The 16,540-nt window shown below is 66.1% G+C and carries 13 protein-coding genes; 6 read left to right on the top strand and 7 right to left on the bottom strand.

The window, feature by feature from the left end; genetic code table 11:
• Positions 1-1,029, top strand: a complete 1,029-nt coding sequence (locus tag ACN0T5_RS07735) for an asparaginase (protein ID WP_417768045.1) — start codon at positions 1-3, stop codon at positions 1,027-1,029.
• 12 nt (positions 1,030-1,041) lie between these two features.
• On the opposite strand, the gene ACN0T5_RS07730 is transcribed toward ACN0T5_RS07735, so the two are convergent.
• Together ACN0T5_RS07730 and ACN0T5_RS07725 are read right to left on the bottom strand one after the other, a co-directional pair.
• Positions 1,042-2,478 carry a TIGR03808 family TAT-translocated repetitive protein gene (locus tag ACN0T5_RS07730; RefSeq protein WP_417768098.1) on the bottom strand — a complete coding sequence of 479 codons (1,437 nt, stop codon included), beginning with the start codon at positions 2,476-2,478 and terminating at the stop codon, positions 1,042-1,044.
• Positions 2,479-2,562: 84 nt separating this feature from the next.
• Positions 2,563-3,171 carry a LysE family translocator gene (locus ACN0T5_RS07725; RefSeq protein ID WP_417768044.1) on the bottom strand — a complete coding sequence of 203 codons (609 nt, stop codon included), beginning with the start codon at positions 3,169-3,171 and terminating at the stop codon, positions 2,563-2,565.
• Positions 3,172-3,315: 144 nt separating this feature from the next.
• Here ACN0T5_RS07725 and ACN0T5_RS07720 point away from each other — a divergent pair, with 144 nt between their 5' ends.
• A complete protein-coding gene (locus tag ACN0T5_RS07720; RefSeq protein WP_417768043.1) occupies positions 3,316-4,269 on the top strand; it encodes an AraC family transcriptional regulator in 954 nt (317 codons plus the stop codon).
• On the opposite strand, the gene ACN0T5_RS07715 is transcribed toward ACN0T5_RS07720, so the two are convergent.
• Entirely contained in the window at positions 4,250-4,837 is a 588-nt protein-coding gene (locus ACN0T5_RS07715; RefSeq protein ID WP_417768042.1) for a DUF1131 family protein, read from the bottom strand. The genes ACN0T5_RS07720 and ACN0T5_RS07715 overlap by 20 nt on opposite strands.
• A gap of 665 nt (positions 4,838-5,502) precedes the next feature.
• Between ACN0T5_RS07715 and ACN0T5_RS07710 the strand changes: the two genes are divergently transcribed.
• Both ACN0T5_RS07710 and ACN0T5_RS07705 read left to right on the top strand, forming a co-directional pair.
• Positions 5,503-6,204, top strand: coding sequence for a LuxR C-terminal-related transcriptional regulator (locus ACN0T5_RS07710; RefSeq protein ID WP_417768041.1), 702 nt, complete (start codon positions 5,503-5,505; stop codon positions 6,202-6,204).
• Positions 6,205-6,492: 288 nt separating this feature from the next.
• Positions 6,493-7,206 carry a DNA helicase gene (locus ACN0T5_RS07705; protein ID WP_417768040.1) on the top strand — a complete coding sequence of 238 codons (714 nt, stop codon included), beginning with the start codon at positions 6,493-6,495 and terminating at the stop codon, positions 7,204-7,206.
• A 436-nt stretch (positions 7,207-7,642) separates the two neighbouring features.
• Here the strand turns inward: ACN0T5_RS07705 and scpA are convergent, their stop codons facing one another.
• From scpA to ACN0T5_RS07685, 4 genes are read right to left on the bottom strand one after another with little or no spacing between them, the layout of a single operon-like run.
• Positions 7,643-9,790: a methylmalonyl-CoA mutase gene (scpA, locus tag ACN0T5_RS07700; protein WP_417768039.1), complete on the bottom strand. Its 2,148-nt coding sequence runs from the start codon at positions 9,788-9,790 to the stop codon at positions 7,643-7,645.
• Between the two features lie 10 nt (positions 9,791-9,800).
• A complete protein-coding gene (locus ACN0T5_RS07695) occupies positions 9,801-11,831 on the bottom strand; it encodes an acetyl-CoA carboxylase biotin carboxylase subunit (protein WP_417768038.1) in 2,031 nt (676 codons plus the stop codon).
• 20 nt (positions 11,832-11,851) lie between these two features.
• A complete protein-coding gene (locus ACN0T5_RS07690; protein ID WP_417768037.1) occupies positions 11,852-13,384 on the bottom strand; it encodes an acyl-CoA carboxylase subunit beta in 1,533 nt (510 codons plus the stop codon).
• Positions 13,385-13,426: 42 nt separating this feature from the next.
• On the bottom strand, positions 13,427-13,990 hold the full coding sequence (locus tag ACN0T5_RS07685) for a biotin transporter BioY (RefSeq protein ID WP_417768036.1): 564 nt from the start codon (positions 13,988-13,990) through the stop codon (positions 13,427-13,429).
• Positions 13,991-14,173: 183 nt separating this feature from the next.
• Here ACN0T5_RS07685 and ACN0T5_RS07680 point away from each other — a divergent pair, with 183 nt between their 5' ends.
• Positions 14,174-15,586: a helix-turn-helix domain-containing protein gene (locus ACN0T5_RS07680; RefSeq protein WP_417768035.1), complete on the top strand. Its 1,413-nt coding sequence runs from the start codon at positions 14,174-14,176 to the stop codon at positions 15,584-15,586.
• 306 nt (positions 15,587-15,892) lie between these two features.
• Positions 15,893-16,540, top strand: a 648-nt coding sequence (locus ACN0T5_RS07675) for a YbfB/YjiJ family MFS transporter (protein WP_417768034.1), incomplete at its 3' end; no start/stop codon positions are given.

Below are 16,540 nucleotides of genomic sequence, written 5' to 3'. Positions count from 1 at the left end.
GTGGACAATCCGGTTCTGGTCGAGGTGCTGCGCGGCGATGCGGTCGAGAGCCGCCATCGCGGCGCCATCGCCATCGTGGATGCCACGGGTCGCAAGGTCGCGGGCCTCGGCGACACGGCCCGGCCGGTCTTTCCGCGCTCCGCGGTGAAGGTGCTGCAGGCGCTGCCGCTGGTCGAATCGGGAGCTGCCGACGCGCTTGATCTCGATCCGGCCGAACTGGCGCTGGCCTGCGCCTCGCACAATGGCGAGGAAATCCATGTCAACGCCGCGCGGGTGATGCTGCTGAAAGCGGGGCTGGAGGAAGACGCGCTGGAATGCGGCAGCCAGTGGCCCTCGCGCATGCACGATGTCGCCGCTATCCACCGGGCCGACACCACCCCGTGCCCGTTGCACAACAACTGTTCCGGCAAGCATGCCGGCTTCCTCGGGCTTGCCCGCACCCTTGGCGCGCCGACGCGCGGTTATGTCGAGCCCGACCCTCCGGTGCAGATCGAGGTGCGCGCCGCCATCGAGGAGATGGCCGGCGTTTCATTGAAGGACATGGCGCGCGGCACCGACGGCTGTTCGATCCCCACCTATGCGATGCCGCTCGAGGCGACGGCTTTTGCCTTCGCCCGGTTGGGCACCGGCGAGGGCCTCTCCCCCTTGCGGGCCGAGGCGGTTGAACGCCTTTACGATGCCTGCGTCGGCAATGCCTTCATGATCGCCGGCACCGAACGGTTCTGCACCCAGGTGATGCGGACGTTCCAGGGACGCGTCTTCGTCAAGACCGGTGCCGAGGGTGTCTTCACCTGCTCGATCCCGGAAAAGGGCATCGGCATCGCCCTGAAATGCGAGGACGGGGCGACCCGCGCGGCGGAAACCATGATGGCGGCCGTCATCGACGCGCTGATCGACATGGACGAGGACGAGACCGCCGGCCTTGCGCCCTGGCTGGCGCCGCGGCTGACGAACTGGACCGGCCGCCATGTCGGCGACATCCGCGCCGTCGCGGATGCCTTTGCACCCTTGAGGGGCGTTGCCGGCTGAGGCGCCGCCGCCTTACCGCACCATGTTTCCCTGAATGGCGAGATGGGAGAAGGCGTCGGCCGCGCCCGGTGCCGTGAGGTCGCCGGTTGTCGCCTCCTTCCAGCGGTGGCCGACAATGGCGCCGCGCGTCGCGCCGGCATAAAGGTTGCCCGAGATCAGCGCCGGCCCGGCGCCTTCGACCACGGTGACGGCGGTGCCGATCGGGCAGTCGCGAATGACGTTGGAGGTCGCCGCGACATCGCGCAGATAGGGTCCCCAGCCCATGTGCAGCCCGATACGCGCGGCCCTTTCCACCACGTTTCCGGTGAGCGCCGTGTCGGCCTCGACCGCGATGCCGATGCCGAAGCCCTGCACCTCGGCCGGGTAGGGGCCGGTGTCGACGATGTTGCGCACCACGTTTCCGGAACAGGTCGCGAGCCGCCCGCCATCGAGGAAATTGGCGATCGAGATGCCGATGGCGCCGCCGTCGACCAGGTTGCCGGCGATCACCGCGCCCTGGAAGGCGAATTCCGAGTAGATCGCCGTCTCGCCGGAGCGCAGGCACGAATTGCCCTCGATGACGATGTTGGAACCGGCATTGGAGCGGATCGCGGAAAAGGCGCAGTCGGTGACACGGTTGCCGCGCACGACCACGCCATGGGCACGGAAGATGTTGATGCCGTTGCCGTTCTGCCCCGTTCCACCGTCACGCGCGGCGATCCGTTCGACCCGGTTGCCGGTGACGATGGTGCCGTCCTCGCCCTCCGACCAGCGATAGACGAGGATCCCCGCATTGGCGCAGTCGCGAACGTGATTGTCGGTGATCGACAGGCCGCGCGCCTCGATGGAACGCAGGCCCGCGCCGCGCGCACCGGAAATGATGTTGCCGGTGATGCGGCCGGTACAGCGGTCGAGCGCCAGTCCCGTCTTGGAACTGCCGGAAATGGTGCAGCCCTCGATCAGGAGGTCGTCGACATCGGCGAAATGCATCAGCGCCGGGGTGTACTCGCCAAGCAGCTTGTTGTCGCCGTCGAAATGGATGCCCTCCATGCCGACCGACTTGGCGCCTTCGGCGAAGACGAGATGGCCGCCGCCCTGATAGTCGAAGCGTGTCTGCCCCGGCAGGCCGACGAGCCTTGCGCCCGACGGCAGGCGGAGATTGGCGACGGTGTAGCGGCCGCCCGGCAGGAAGAGGGCCCGCCCGCGGCTTGCCGCTGCGTCGATCGCCTGCTGCATCAGGGCGCTCTGGTCGTCGGCGGCGCCCGGGCGGATGCCGAACTCGGCCGCATCGATCGTGCCGCGCAGGTCGGCGACGCGCACGGCGGCGGCAGCGGGGCGAAGCCCTGACGGAGAGGAAACGAGACCGGCAAGCGCCAGGCCGCCACTGGCCAGCCCGCCGAACAGCGCCCGGCGCGTCAGCCGTGGCGCGGTCGGCAGGATCAGTTTCGACGTTTGCCAGTCCCGTTTCATGCCCATCCACTCTCCCGATCAGGAGAGGGACGCAAAGGGCATGCCGCTGCCCGCGTCCCGAAACGGGACGGCGATGCGGCATTGTCAGGAAATCGAAACCAGGGTCGGCAGCATCGAGACGATCAGCAGGAAGGCCATCGTGATGTTGAAGACGGTGAGCCGCCGCCCGGCAGACAGGAAGCTGCGAAGCCCGTGACCGGATATCGCCCAGAGCCCGATGGAGGGAATGTTGACGGCGGCGAAAATGGCGATCAGCAACAACAGCCCGGAGACGGGAGCCTCGGGTGGCAGATAGGATACGGTGACGATCAGCGCGACTGTCCAGGCTTTCGGATTGAGCAGTTGCAGGGCAGACGCCTGAAGGAACGTGAAGGGCGTTTCCATTCCGTCGGCGGAATGGGAACCGATGCTGCGACTTCCGGCAATCCTCCAGGCGAGCCAGACGATATAGGCGGCGCACGCAAGGCGCAGGCCGGTGGTCAGCACGGGCTGGCTGTGCAGCAGCTGGCCAAGTCCAAGACCGACGGCAAGAACCATCGACAGGAACCCGAAGCTGATCCCAAGGATCAGGGGAAGAGTGCGCAGAAGGCCGAAGTTGGCGCCCGACGCAAGAAGCAGGAAGTTTCCCGGTCCGGGCGACACGGACATGACGAAGGCGAACCCTGCAAGGGCCAGGATTGTTTCAGGCGACACGGTGGATCTCCGGTTGATGAACACATGCCGTCGAGATGCGCGGCATGTTCGGTATCCGGATATGCCTCAGGAAACACGGTGCGATCACTGCCGAAAGAGCCGGAAAACTTTGCCGATCGTCCTGGTTCGTGACATTCATGCCGTATGGACGTTCTCGCCGACATCTGTTCCCGGCTGCGGTTGCAGGCCGGGGTGTACTTCCGGGCCCGCCTTGCGGCGCCGTTCGCGGTGGGCCTGCCGAAAGAGGAGCGTCACATCCGCTTCCATCTTCTGCTCGCCGGGAGCGCCTTCGTCTCGCGGGCCGGCGAGGCCCCGGTGCGTTTGCGGGAGGGAGATCTGGCTCTGGTGCCGGAAGGCGCGGCGCAGGTGCTTTCCTCCGGCGTGGAGCCCGGTTCCGGTGTGCCGCTGTCGGAGGTTCTTGCCCGTCACCCGGTCGCCGACGGAGTGCTGACCACGGGTGAGGGACGTTGTGACGTTGAACTGCTCTGCGGCTACCTGCGTTTCGAAGAAGCCCTTCACCATCCCGCGTTCGCCTGCCTGCCGCCGGTGCTTGTCCTCAACAGGGGGAATCCTGGATGCGGACCCGCGTTGAGCCTGCTGGCCGGGGAGGCGCGCCGGGCGGACCCGGGAGGATCTTTCGTCCTGCACCGGGTGATCGAGATTCTTCTCGTCCAGTGTCTGCGCGAGGTCTGGACGGGCCAGGATCAGGATCAGGATCAGGGGCAGCGGGTCGCGTTTGCTGCGGCGTTGCGGGATCCCAGGCTGGCGCGTGCCCTTGAGGCGATTCACGCGCAGCCGCATCTGGACTGGACCCTGGAAAGGCTGGCGCGCCATTCGGGTTTGTCGCGCTCTGTTCTTTCGCAGCGGTTTCGCGCGGCTGCCGGCATGGGGCCGATCGCCTATCTTGCGCTGTGGCGCATGACCCTTGCACGGGACCTGCTGGATCAGGACCGGCTGGACATGGCCGAGATTGCAGAACGTTGCGGCTATACGTCCGTGCCGGCCTTCACGAGGCGGTTCACGGCAATGCTTGGCATGGGACCCGGCGCATGGCGTAGGCGCGCTCGGGATGGCGACGTCACGACGCCTTCCAGATGATCCGCTGGATGGAGGCCTTGCGCAGCTGGTCGTCCGGCGGCAACCGGTCGAACGGTCCCTGATACTGGGAGATGGCGTAGACCAGCGTCACCCGCTCGCTGCCGCGCGCCTTGCAGATGGCCATGCCGCGCCACAGGTTGCGGCCGATGCGGCAATCGCCGCGCGACGTGCCGACCTCGGCGAAGGTCATGCCGATGCGCTCGCCGTTCGGTCCCTGCAGGTGATGGGTGACGCCGTGCACCTCGCGGATGCGGCCCTTGTCGCCCTTGTAGACATGCAGCACCTGGAAGCCGTCGGAATTGAAGGCGCCGATCGCCCATTCGGTCCGGTCCTCGGTGGCCGCCTGGAAGCCCTCCGTGGTGAACCCGGGAAGCGCCGCCTCGACGGCCTTCTCCGAATAGGGCGTGTCGTCCGTCAGTCCGCCCGCACCGGTTTCGGTGATCTGCACCAGCGTCACGTTGGAGGTGCGCACCGCGGTCACCGGGCCGCCATCGACAGTCGGCGAGCAGGATGCGGCGATCGTGGCGGCGACAAGCAGGGAGGGAAGGAGGCGGGCGTGCACTGTCATCTTGTCTCTGGGTTCCTTGGTGGCCGGACAGCCATGTCGAACGACGGGAACGGCATCTTGCGTCGAGCCCAATAGCATTCCCGGGACGGGGGAGAAAGCCCGCGGGACAAATCCGGGCAAGGCGCGGAGCGTGCTCTGTGAATCACTTTTTTACCTGTCAATTAAATCCATGGCTATAATACCGAAAGAGGACAACCTGAGATTTAGGTGGATTGTCCTCGCGTTGTGTCGCGCAGCGACTGAGGAAACACCCGAACGGCACTGAATCCGCGCTCTGTCCCCCATTTTGTTTCGTTGCAGTAAAAACTATTGGTAACAGAGGGTTGCAGAAGTCATGCCTTCCGTGGTGAGATTATGAGGGGATGGCTTTACGGCGCCTGCCTGAATCGGCGGAATTCGAACGATTGGTGAGTGAAGCCGTATGGCCGGCAAAGGGAGACTGGTGGGTTGGTGCGTTGGTGAAGCGTGCGGCCTAACGGTTTTCAACAGGGGTGGGGGCACCGAGTACGGAGAAGCGCATCCGGGTTTTTGCGCGACCATGCAAGCCGGCTTCGGCCGGCCTTGCGAAAAGCGCCCTGGATCTTGCGAAAGTTGCGGACAAGACGACAACCGAAGATGGCGAGCCGACCGAGGTTGGGTGCCGGGCAGGACGAAAGGCAGGACAGATGGCCGACCCGATGGAGATGCAGTCTAAGGCTTCGGCGATCGCCGAAGCACAGACGAGCAAGCATGTACTCGACATTGTCGAGGCACAGCTCAGGCGACTGGGCGCGACACATATTCTCGTCACCGGCCTGCCGATGCCGAACCGGCCGATCAACGGCCTCGTGCATCGCTTCCGCTGGGCGGACGATCGCGCCGGCGGGATCGAGCGTGCCGAGATCGATGTCGAGGACAGCGCCTTGATGCTCGGCCTGATGCGCAACCGGGCGTTCCTTTGGGATGTCACGGCGGGCGATGTGAGTCATTCCGAGCTGTTTGCCTCGCTTGGCGCCGACACCCGCGTCGTCGTTGCGCCGGTGACCGAGACGCATCCCTTCCAGGCGCTGGTGCTTGGCGGCGGCGTTCATCTGGAGGCAAGCTCGGTCGATCTCTCCAACCTGGAGCTGATCTGCAACGCCGCCTTCCGCCGGCTGATCGATCTCGGCGTGCTGTCTGTGCAGCGCCCGGGCGACCTGTCGGCGCGCGAGCGCCGGGTGCTGGAGCTGACCGCGCTCGGCAAGACGGCGAGCGACATTGCCGGCCTGCTGGAGATTTCCCAGCGCACGGTGCATGCGCATCTGCAGAATGCCAGCGCCAAGCTGAATGCCTCGAACAAGACCCACACCGTGGTCGAGGCGCTGCGCTACGGCCAGATCCGGCTCTAGAACACGCACCTGGCTAGGGAACGGCAGCAAGGCCGGCCGGGAACACCAGAACGGGCGCGGGCGGCGAGAGCGGCCCGCGCCCTTCGTGTTTTCGGGGGAAGACGGCGAGGGCGCTTCCGGAGGCAGGGCCGTTTGCGCTAGGCTGTGATTCCGGCGCGGCCCGCGCCGCCTCCCTCCATTCGGGGAAGCATCACGCATGCAGGGCGCGTGATTTCACAGGTCAACCGACTGTACGAGTGACGGCACAAGGAGGGACTGCGCGATCCGCTCGTGACAGGAGGTATCGACATGCATCTGTCCGCCCCTCTCTATCGCCTGAAACGCGAGGCCCGGCTTCTCTCCCGGCAGCAAACAATTCCCCTTCATGCGGCGCTCGACCGGATCGCCGCGCGCGAGGGCTTTCGTAACTGGAGCCTGCTGGCACGCCAGGCGGCCGCCGTTTCGCCGGCGGCGCGGCTCTTCGCCCGCCTTTCGCCCGGAGATCTGCTGCTGGTCGGTGCGCGGCCCGGTGAGGGCAAGACGCTGCTGGCGCTGGAACTTGGCCTCGAGGCGATGAAGGCGGGCGGGCGCTGCGTCCTCTTCACGCTGGAATATGTCGAGCGGGATGTCGCCGCCCGGTTCGATGCCCTTGGCGCCGATGTCGGCGGCTTTGGCGGGCGCTTTCAACTGGACGCCTCGGACGACATCTGCGCGGCCCACATCATCGGGCGGCTCGCGGCAATGCCCTCCGGCACGCTGGCGGTCATCGACTACCTGCAGATCCTCGACCAGCGCCGTGAGACGCCCGATCTCGAGACACAGATGCGCGAACTCTCCGCTTTCGCGCGCCGCTCGGGGGCGATCCTCGTCTTCGTTTCGCAGATCGACCGCTCTTACGACCCGGCGAGAAAGCCGCTGCCGGACCTTGCCGACATCCGCCTGCCGAACCCGCTCGACCTTCACGTGTTCAGCAAGACCTGTTTTCTAAATGCAGGCGAAGTCCGGTTCGCGGAAGCGGGATAGAGGAGAAGGCAGGTGCATTTTCCTTGATTTTCGCGAGAAAATATGAAGCATATAAATCATTGTTATATAAGTTTATGGAGGGTTCGATGAAGCTAATAATCTTTGCGTTCTTGGTACTGATGCTTCCCGTCTCTGCCATGGCGGGAAATGCGGTCTTGAAGAAGGGTGGAAAGTCTTACACCTTGAATTGCTCGAATTCGGGTTGCTTCATTAGTGAACGCGTTTCTTTCTTCAAGTCGGGACCCCAGAAGCGACTTGGAGCCGGAGGCGCCGCGAATTTCGAGAAGTGGATGAAGAAGCTCAAAAGCGACGGCTATAAATAGTCATCCCGAATGAAGAAGATGGCGTCGCTGTGTCTGCAAGGACGCAGTTGAACGCAGTTTGAGCTGTGATTGTTGGGAAGGCGGGCGGGAGTGTTATCCTCCCGCCTTTCCCCTCACGCCACGTTGCGGCGGCGGCCGGCGATGAGGTCCAGCACCGAGCGGGCGGCGTCGAGCACGTTGGAGCCCGGACCGAATACCGCCGCGACGCCGGCATCCTTGAGGAACTGGTAGTCCTGGCGCGGAATGACGCCGCCGACGATGACGATGATGTCGGACCCGCCGCGCGCCTTCAGAGCCTCGACCAGTTGCGGGGCGAGCGTCTTGTGGCCGGCGGCAAGCGACGACATGCCGATCACATGCACCTTGTTCTTCACCGCAAGCTCGGCCGCCTCTTCCGGGGTCTGGAACAGCGGTCCGGCGATCACGTCGAAGCCGATGTCGCCGAAGGCGGAGGCGATCACCTTGGCGCCCCGGTCATGGCCGTCCTGGCCGAGCTTGGCGACCAGAAGGCGCGGCGTCTCGCCGATGGAACGGGAGAACTCGTCGAGGCGCTGGACCAGCGTCTCGTATTCCGGCTCGCCGTCATAGGCCGGCCCGTAGACGTCGCTGACCACTTCGGGAACGGCGGCATGGTCGCCAAAGGCCTCGCGCAGGGCGTCGGAAATTTCGCCGAGCGTCGCGCGCGCGCGCGCCGCCTCCACCGCCGCTTCCAAAATGTTGCCCTGACCCGAACGGGCGACCTCGCGAAGCGCGGCCAGCGTCTCCTCGGCCCGCTGCGGGTCGCGCTGGCGCCGGGTCCGCTCGATGCGGGCGATCTGGGACAGGCGCACGGCCTTGTTGTCGATGTCGAGGATGTCGATGTCGTCCTCGGTCTCCAGCCGGTACTTGTTGACGCCGACAATGACCTCGTCGGCCCGGTCGACCGCGGCCTGCCGGCGGGTGGCGGCCTCCTCGATCAGGCGCTTGGGCAAGCCGTCATTGACGGCCTTGGTCATGCCGCCCATCGCCTCGACTTCCTCGATCAGGGCCCAGGCCTTTTCGGCAAGCTCGTTGGTCAGGCTCTCCACGTAGTAGGAGCCGGCGAGCGGATCGACGACGCGGGTGACGCCGGTCTCGTGCTGCAGGATGAGCTGGGTGTTGCGGGCGATGCGGGCGGAAAACTCCGTCGGCAGGGCGATGGCCTCGTCGAAGGAGTTGGTGTGCAGCGACTGGGTGCCGCCGAGGGCCGCCGACATCGCCTCGAAGGCGGTGCGCACGATGTTGTTGTAGGGATCCTGCTCGGCAAGCGATACGCCGGATGTCTGGCAGTGGGTCCGCAGCATCAGGGAGGAGGCCTTCTTCGGCTGGAATTCCTTCATGATGCGCGACCACAGGAGGCGCGCGGCGCGCAGCTTGGCGGCCTCCATGAAGAAGTTCATGCCGATGGCGAAGAAGAAGGAGAGGCGCCCGGCGAAGGCGTCGACGTCGAGCCCCTTGTTCAGGGCGGCGCGCACGTATTCGCGCCCGTCCGCCAGCGTGAAGGCCAGCTCCTGCACCAGCGTCGCCCCGGCTTCCTGCATGTGGTAGCCGGAGATGGAGATGGAGTTGAACTTCGGCATCTCCTTCGCCGTGTACTCGATGATGTCGGCGATGATCCGCATCGAGGGCTCGGGCGGGTAGATATAGGTGTTGCGGACCATGAACTCCTTGAGGATGTCGTTCTGGATGGTCCCGGAGAGCTGGGCGCGCGGCACGCCCTGCTCCTCGCCCGCGACGATGAAATTGGCGAGGATCGGGATCACGGCGCCGTTCATGGTCATGGAGACGGAGATCTTCTCCAGCGGGATGCCGTCGAACAGGATCTTCATGTCCTCGACGCTGTCGATGGCGACGCCCGCCTTGCCGACATCGCCCTCGACGCGCGGATGGTCGCTGTCATAGCCGCGATGGGTGGCAAGGTCGAAGGCGACCGAGACGCCCTGCTGGCCGGCGGCGAGCGCCTTGCGGTAGAAGGCGTTGGAGGCCTCGGCCGTCGAGAAGCCTGCATACTGGCGGATGGTCCAGGGGCGGCCGGCATACATGGTCGCGCGGGGGCCGCGCAGGAAGGGCTCGAAACCGGGCAGCGTGCCGAGGTGCCCGATCCCTTCCAGGTCCTCTTCGGTGTAGAGCGGCTTGACCGGGATGCCCTCCGGCGTCTGCCAGACGAGGCCCTCGGGGTCGCCGCCCTTGAGCTCCTTCGAGGCCAGGTCCATCCAGTCGCGAACGGTCTTCTTCTCGGCCATGATCCCGCTCCTATTCGAATTCCATGATGATTTCGTCGACGGCGAGACTGTCGCCCGGCTTGGCGGCGATGGTCTTGACCACGCCCTTGCGCTCGGCCTTCAGCACGTTCTCCATCTTCATCGCTTCCACCGTGGCGAGCGTCTGGCCCGCCTCGACGGTCTGGCCTTCCTCCACCGCGATGGAGACCACAAGACCCGGCATCGGGCAGAGCAGCATCTTCGAGGTATCGGCCGGGATCTTCTCCGGCATCAGCCGTGCCGCCAGCGTCTGGCGCGGCGTCAGGCAGGAGAGCGTCACGTCGGCGCCGCGGCGGCGCATGCGGAAGCCCTTGTTGGTGCGCTCGATCTTGATCGCCACGGGACGTCCGTCGACGGTTGCCTCGATCAAGGCCGCACCCGGCCGCCAGCCGCTGAGCGAAACGTCAAGACTGCCGGAAAGCGCCAGCCCGCCCTCCGCCTCGCGCGGGGCGACGACATAGCCGTCCTCGCCTTGCGGCTCGACGCGGACCGGATATTCGGCCTTGTCGACAAGCACGGTCCAGTCCGGGCTGATGACACGGCGGTGATTGTCCATCGCTCCCGATATATGGGTCGCGCGCGTCTCGGAGAAATGGGTGCAGGCGGCCGCCACCGCGACCAGCGCCTCCAGATCCGCGCCCTCCGGCGCAACGCCGGCGAAACCGTCCGGATATTCCTCGGCGATGAAGGCGGTGGTGATCGCCCCGCTGCGGAAGCGGGCATGATCCATCACGGCGGAGAGGAAGGGCAGGTTGTGGCCGATGCCCTCCACCTCGAACCGGTCGAGCGCGTCCGCCATCGCGTCGATCGCCTCGATGCGCTTCGGTGCCCAGGTGCACAGCTTGGCGATCATCGGGTCGTAGAACATCGAGATCTCGCCGCCCTCGAAGACGCCGGTATCGTTGCGCACGATCATGCCGTCGGCATTCGTGCCTTCCTGCGGCGGCCGGTAGCGGGTGAGACGACCGATGGAGGGCAGGAAGTTGCGATAGGGATCCTCGGCATAGAGCCGGCTTTCCATCGCCCAGCCGTTCAGCTTCACGTCCTCCTGCGCGATCGACAGCGTCTCGCCGGCGGCGACGCGGATCATCTGCTCGACGAGGTCGATGCCGGTGATCAGTTCCGTGACCGGGTGTTCCACCTGCAGGCGGGTGTTCATTTCCAGGAAGTAGAAATTGCGGTCGCCGTCGACGATGAACTCGACCGTGCCGGCGGAGGCGTAGTTGACGGCCTTCGACAGCGCCACGGCCTGCTCGCCCATGGCCTTGCGTGTCGCCTCGTCGAGGAAGGGCGAGGGGGCCTCCTCGATGACCTTCTGGTTGCGGCGCTGGATCGAGCATTCGCGCTCGCCGAGATAGATCGCATTGCCGTGGCTGTCGGCCAGAACCTGGATCTCGATATGGCGCGGCTGGGTGACGAACTTCTCGATGAAGATGCGGTCGTCGCCGAAGGAATTGGCCGCCTCGTTCTTGGAGGACTGGAAACCCTCGCGCGTCTCCGCCTCGTTCCAGGCGATGCGCATGCCCTTGCCGCCGCCGCCGGCGGACGCCTTGATCATCACCGGATAGCCGACTTCCGCGGCGATCTTCACCGCCTCGTCCGCATCGGCGATCAGGCCCATGTATCCCGGCACGGTGGAAACGCCGGCTTCCGCCGCCAGTTTCTTCGAGGTGATCTTGTCGCCCATCGCCTCGATGGCCGAGGCCGGCGGGCCGATGAAGGCAACGCCTTCCTTCGCCAGCCGTTCGGCGAATTCGGCGCGCTCGGACAGGAAGCCGTAGCCCGGATGCACCGCATCGGCGCCGGAAGTGCGGATCGCGTCCATGATCTTGTCGATGACGATGTAGGACTGGTTCGCCGGCGGCGGGCCGATATGGATTGCCTCGTCGGCCATCTTCACATGCAGGGCGTCGCGGTCGGCGTCGGAATAGACCGCGACCGTGGCGATGCCCATCTTCTTCGCGGTCTTGATGACCCGGCAGGCGATCTCGCCGCGATTGGCGATCAGGATTTTCTTGATCATTTTCTCTGTCCTGTCCGGCCTCACAGCGGAATGTTGTCGTGCTTCTTCCAGGGATTGGAGAGCTGCTTGTTGCGCAGCGTCGCCAGCGCCCTCGCGACCCGCCGCCGGGTCGAGTGCGGCATGATCACGTCGTCGATGAAGCCTTTTTCCGCCGCCACGAACGGGTTGGCGAAACGGTCCTCGTATTCCTTGGTGCGCGCCGCGATCTTCTCCGCATCGCCAAGCTCCGAGCGGTAGAGGATCTCCGTCGCGCCCTTGGCGCCCATCACCGCGATCTCGGCCGTCGGCCAGGCGTAGTTGATGTCGCCGCGAATGTGCTTCGAGGACATCACGTCATAGGCGCCGCCATAGGCCTTGCGGGTGATGACGGTGACCTTCGGCACGGTCGCCTCGCCATAGGCGAAGAGCAGCTTGGCGCCGTGCTTGATGACGCCGCCATATTCCTGCGTCGTGCCGGGCAGGAAGCCGGGCACGTCGACGAAGGTCAGGATCGGGATGTTGAAGCAGTCGCAGAAGCGCACGAAGCGCGCGGCCTTGCGCGAGGAGTTGATGTCGAGCACGCCCGCCAGCACCATCGGCTGGTTGGCGACGACGCCGACCGTCTGGCCCTCGATGCGGATGAAGCCGGTGACGATGTTGCCCGCATAGGCCTCCTGGATCTCGAAGAAGTCGCCTTCGTCGGCGACCTTCACGATCAGCTCCTTCATGTCGTAGGGCTTGTTCGGATTGTCCGGGATCAACGTGTCGAGCGAGTTGTCGACGCGGGCCGGATCATCGAAGAACGGCCGGACGGGGGGCTTCTCGCGGTTGTTGGCGGGCAGGAAGTCGATGAAGCGGCGCAGCGCGATCAGCGCTTCCACGTCATTGTCGAAGGCCCCGTCCGCGACCGAGGACTTGCTTGTGTGGGTCTTGGCGCCGCCAAGCTCCTCGGCCGTCACCACCTCGTTGGTCACCGTCTTCACCACATCGGGGCCGGTGACGAACATGTAGGACGTGTCGCGGACCATGAAGATGAAGTCGGTCATCGCCGGCGAATAGACCGCGCCGCCCGCGCAAGGGCCCATGATCATCGAGATCTGCGGCACCACGCCCGAGGCCATGATGTTGCGCTGGAACACGTCCGCATAGCCGGCGAGCGAGGCGACGCCTTCCTGGATGCGGGCGCCGCCACTGTCGTTGAGGCCGATCACCGGGGCGCCGTTCTTCATCGCCATGTCCATGATCTTGCAGATCTTCTGGGCATGGGTCTCGGACAGGGAGCCGCCGAAGACGGTGAAGTCCTGCGAGAACACATAGACCATGCGCCCGTTCACCGTGCCCCAGCCGGTGATGACGCCGTCGCCCGGCATCGAGGTGTCCTGCATGCCGAAATCCACGCAGCGATGCGTGACGAACATGTCGTATTCCTCGAACGAACCTTCGTCGAGGAAGACCTCGATGCGCTCGCGCGCCGTCAGCTTGCCCTTGGCGTGCTGCGCCTCGATGCGGCGGGTGCCGCCGGCCAGGCGCGCGGCGGCGCGGCGGGTTTCCAGTTCCTGCAAAATTTCCTGCATGGCCGGCCTTTCGGGCTCTGGTGGCGTTTCGTGGTGTCGCGATCAGCGGGCGCGGTGGCGCACCAGCGCAACGGCAATGGCCGCGGCGAGCGCCGACTTCACGATACCGCCAATGATGAAGGGATAAAGCCCCATGGCAAGGATCGGCTTGTCGAAGCCGATGAGGGTGCCGAGCCAGACGAGGCCGGGAACGAAGACAACGGCCTGCGCCAGAAGCGAGGCGGGCAGGGCGCGCCACAGGCTGCGGGTCCAGCCGCGCGCGGCGAAGACGCCGGCAAGCCAGGCCGAGGCGACGAAGCCGAGGAGATAGCCGCCGGTCGGGCCCATCATGTAGGCAAGGCCGATGCCCTTGGCCGGCGTGCCGGTGAAGACCGGAAGGCCGGCGGCGCCTTGCGCCAGATACAGGATGACGGAAAGCGCGCCGAGACGCGGCCCCAGCGTGAAGCCGAGCACCAGCAGCGCCAGCGTCTGCAGCGTCATCGGCACCGGATAGAAGGGCACGCTGACCTTGGCCGACGCCGTCAGCAGCAGCGAGCCGGCGAAGGCAAGCACGAGACCGCGCGCCATGCGGCGGGCGGGGGTGGATGCGGTGGCCGTGTCGAACATGGCGGTTCCTCCTGATCGTCCTGTTTGCCAGCGCCTCATGTTGCGCTGCAATGGCAGCCTGTTGGCTACTCCTTTTCCCGCCGTCACGGGAGTGTTGAAAAAGCCGCAAAGCGAATTTAATCTGTTTGCAAATTCGATTTTGCAAATTTGCAAACTCGCCCACGCTACCGGAACCGGACGCGCATGAAGAAGCTGTTTCTCGGACGCCAGATCCGCAGTCTGCGCGAGAACGCGCAACTGACGCAACGCGATTTCGCCGAGCGGCTCGGCCTGTCGACCAGCTATGTCAACCAGCTGGAAAACAACCAGCGGCCGGTCTCCGCCCCGGTGCTCCTGTCGCTCGGCGAGCATTTCGGCCTCGACCTAGCCTCCCTTTCGGTCGACGACAACGACCGGCTGATCGCAGCCTTGCAGGAAGTCTTCGCCGATCCGGTCTTCGCCGGATCGCGGCCGGGCTTGCAGGATTTCAAGATGGTCAGCCAGAACGCGCCGGACTTTGCCCACGCGCTGGTGCGCCTCCACCAGGCTTACCGGCAGATGGGCGAGCAGCTTGCCCGGTTCGACGACCGGCTGGTGCGGGACGAGGGGTTGGCGCGGCCGACCCCTTACGAGGAGGTCCGCGACTTCTTCCATTTTGAGAACAACTATGTCCACGACCTGGACCTGGCCGCCGAGGAACTGTCAACGCGCTTGTCGCGAACCGGCCGGCTCTTCGCGCGGGATCTCGCCCAGCATCTGGAGGAGCACCACGGCATTACGGTGGAGCGGCGGCGCGGCGAGGCCGGCGAAGGGGTGATCCGCCGCTTCGATCCCGCCACCCGTCGGCTGGCGCTGAACGAGGCCCTGCCGGAATCGACGATCGTCTTCCAGCTTGCCCACCAGGTCGCGTTGATGGAGGCGGGCGGCATTGTCGATACGGTGCTCGCCCGGGCCCGCTTCCAGTCCGCTGACGGGGCGCAGGTCGCACGCATCGGCCTTGCCAATGCCTTCGCCGGTGCGCTGGTCCTGCCCTATCGCGCCTTTCTGGCGACCGCGCAGGAGACGCGCCACGACCTCGACCTGATCGCCGACCGCTTCGGCGCGAGCCTCGAGCAGGTGGCGCATCGGCTCTCCACCCTGCAAAGGCCGCGACTGAAGGGGATTCCGTTCTTCTTCGCGCGGGTCGACCGGGCGGGCAACATCACCAAGCGCCACTCTGCGACCAAGCTGCAATTCGCCCGCTTCGGCGCCGCCTGCCCCCTGTGGAACGTGCATCGCGCCTTCGAGAGCCACGGCACGATCATCCGCCAGCTTGCCGAAACGCCGGACGGCTCGCGCTACATCTCGCTCGCCGCCCATGTGATCAAGAAAACCGGTGGCTATAGCGGCCCGGTGCTGCACTATGCCATCGCGCTCGGCACGGAGATCGCCCATGCCCGCGACATCGTCTATTGCGACGATCTCGACCTTGCCCGCGAGGCCGCCTTCGAGCCGATCGGCGTGTCCTGCCGCATCTGCGAGCGGCTCACCTGCCCGCAGCGCTCGGTGCCGCCGCTCAACCGGGCGATCTCCATCGACAGCAACGACCGCCGGCTGATCCCTTACGAGATCCGTTGAACCGAGGGTGGTGCGCGCCTCGTCCGGGTTACCCTGCGGTCACGTCTTTTGTCGGATTTCGCGGATTTGGCCCTCCCGGCCAATGCCCGGCCGCGCTAAGATTGGGCGGACACCCCGCCTCCCTGTTGCCGCCGGCAGGACGCAGATGCTCTCCACCCAGCCGGCAAGGACCTGCCCGCCGATGCCGGATATTTTCGCACGATCCTCACCTGCCTCGCCTTGCCTGAAGCCGGCTCCGGGACATGCCCCGGGGCAGGGGCCGGTGCCCTGGTTGGCCTCCTTCGCCGCCCGGCGCGGGGAGACGGCATGAGTGCGCCCGCCACAGAGCGGCCGCTGGCGCTGGCGCTGGGCGGGTTGCTGGCGCTTGCCGCCGCCATGGGGATCGGCCGTTTCGCGCTGACCCCGGTGCTGCCCTACATGAGCGAGGCAATCCCCTTGAGCGCCTCCGAGGGCGGGCTGATCGCCTCGGCCAATTTCCTCGGCTATCTGGTCGGCGCGCTGGGCGCGGCCGCGCTTCCCCCTTCGCGGCTGGCATCCGGCTTCCTCGTCGCCCTTGCGGCGAGCGCCGCGACCTCCGCCGCAATGGCGATCGACGGCGGCCTTGGCTGGCTGGCGCTGGTGCGCTTTGCCGGCGGGGTGGCGAGCGCCGGCGTGCTGGTCTTTTCCTCAACGCTGGTGCTGGAGCGGCTGGCGAAGGCCGGGCGGGGCGGGCTTGCCAGCCTGCATTTTTCCGGCGTCGGCATCGGCATTGCCCTCTCGGCGCTGACCGTCGGCTGGCTCGCCGGCGAGGGGAGCGGCTGGCAGGGGCTCTGGCTTGCCTGCGGTATTGTTTCGGCGCTGCTCTGCGCCGGGGCCGCCCTTCTCATCCGCCCGAGCGGCGCGCGGGCAGGGGTGGGGGCCACCGCCTCAAATCCCGCCGCAAGCCCGGCGGCAAGCCCCTCTCGGCCCCGCGCC

It is taken from the genome of Stappia sp. (assembly GCF_048261845.1).
GTDB lineage: Bacteria > Pseudomonadota > Alphaproteobacteria > Rhizobiales > Stappiaceae > Stappia.
The sequence above is the reverse complement of the archived record's forward strand: the minus strand, read 5'-3'. Positions and strand labels throughout refer to the sequence as shown.

What these genes read in the sequence shown, in the direction of transcription:
- ACN0T5_RS07710 (WP_417768041.1), top strand. Translation starts at nt 5,503, where the DNA reads ATGGCCGACCCGATGGAGATGCAGTCTAAGGCTTCGGCGATCGCCGAA.
- ACN0T5_RS07715 (WP_417768042.1), bottom strand. Translation starts at nt 4,837, where the DNA reads ATGACAGTGCACGCCCGCCTCCTTCCCTCCCTGCTTGTCGCCGCCACG.
- ACN0T5_RS07685 (WP_417768036.1), bottom strand. Translation starts at nt 13,990, where the DNA reads ATGTTCGACACGGCCACCGCATCCACCCCCGCCCGCCGCATGGCGCGC.
- ACN0T5_RS07695 (WP_417768038.1), bottom strand. Translation starts at nt 11,831, where the DNA reads ATGATCAAGAAAATCCTGATCGCCAATCGCGGCGAGATCGCCTGCCGG.
- ACN0T5_RS07705 (WP_417768040.1), top strand. Translation starts at nt 6,493, where the DNA reads ATGCATCTGTCCGCCCCTCTCTATCGCCTGAAACGCGAGGCCCGGCTT.
- ACN0T5_RS07720 (WP_417768043.1), top strand. Translation starts at nt 3,316, where the DNA reads ATGGACGTTCTCGCCGACATCTGTTCCCGGCTGCGGTTGCAGGCCGGG.
- scpA (WP_417768039.1), bottom strand. Translation starts at nt 9,790, where the DNA reads ATGGCCGAGAAGAAGACCGTTCGCGACTGGATGGACCTGGCCTCGAAG.
- ACN0T5_RS07690 (WP_417768037.1), bottom strand. Translation starts at nt 13,384, where the DNA reads ATGCAGGAAATTTTGCAGGAACTGGAAACCCGCCGCGCCGCCGCGCGC.
- ACN0T5_RS07730 (WP_417768098.1), bottom strand. Translation starts at nt 2,478, where the DNA reads ATGAAACGGGACTGGCAAACGTCGAAACTGATCCTGCCGACCGCGCCA.
- ACN0T5_RS07680 (WP_417768035.1), top strand. Translation starts at nt 14,174, where the DNA reads ATGAAGAAGCTGTTTCTCGGACGCCAGATCCGCAGTCTGCGCGAGAAC.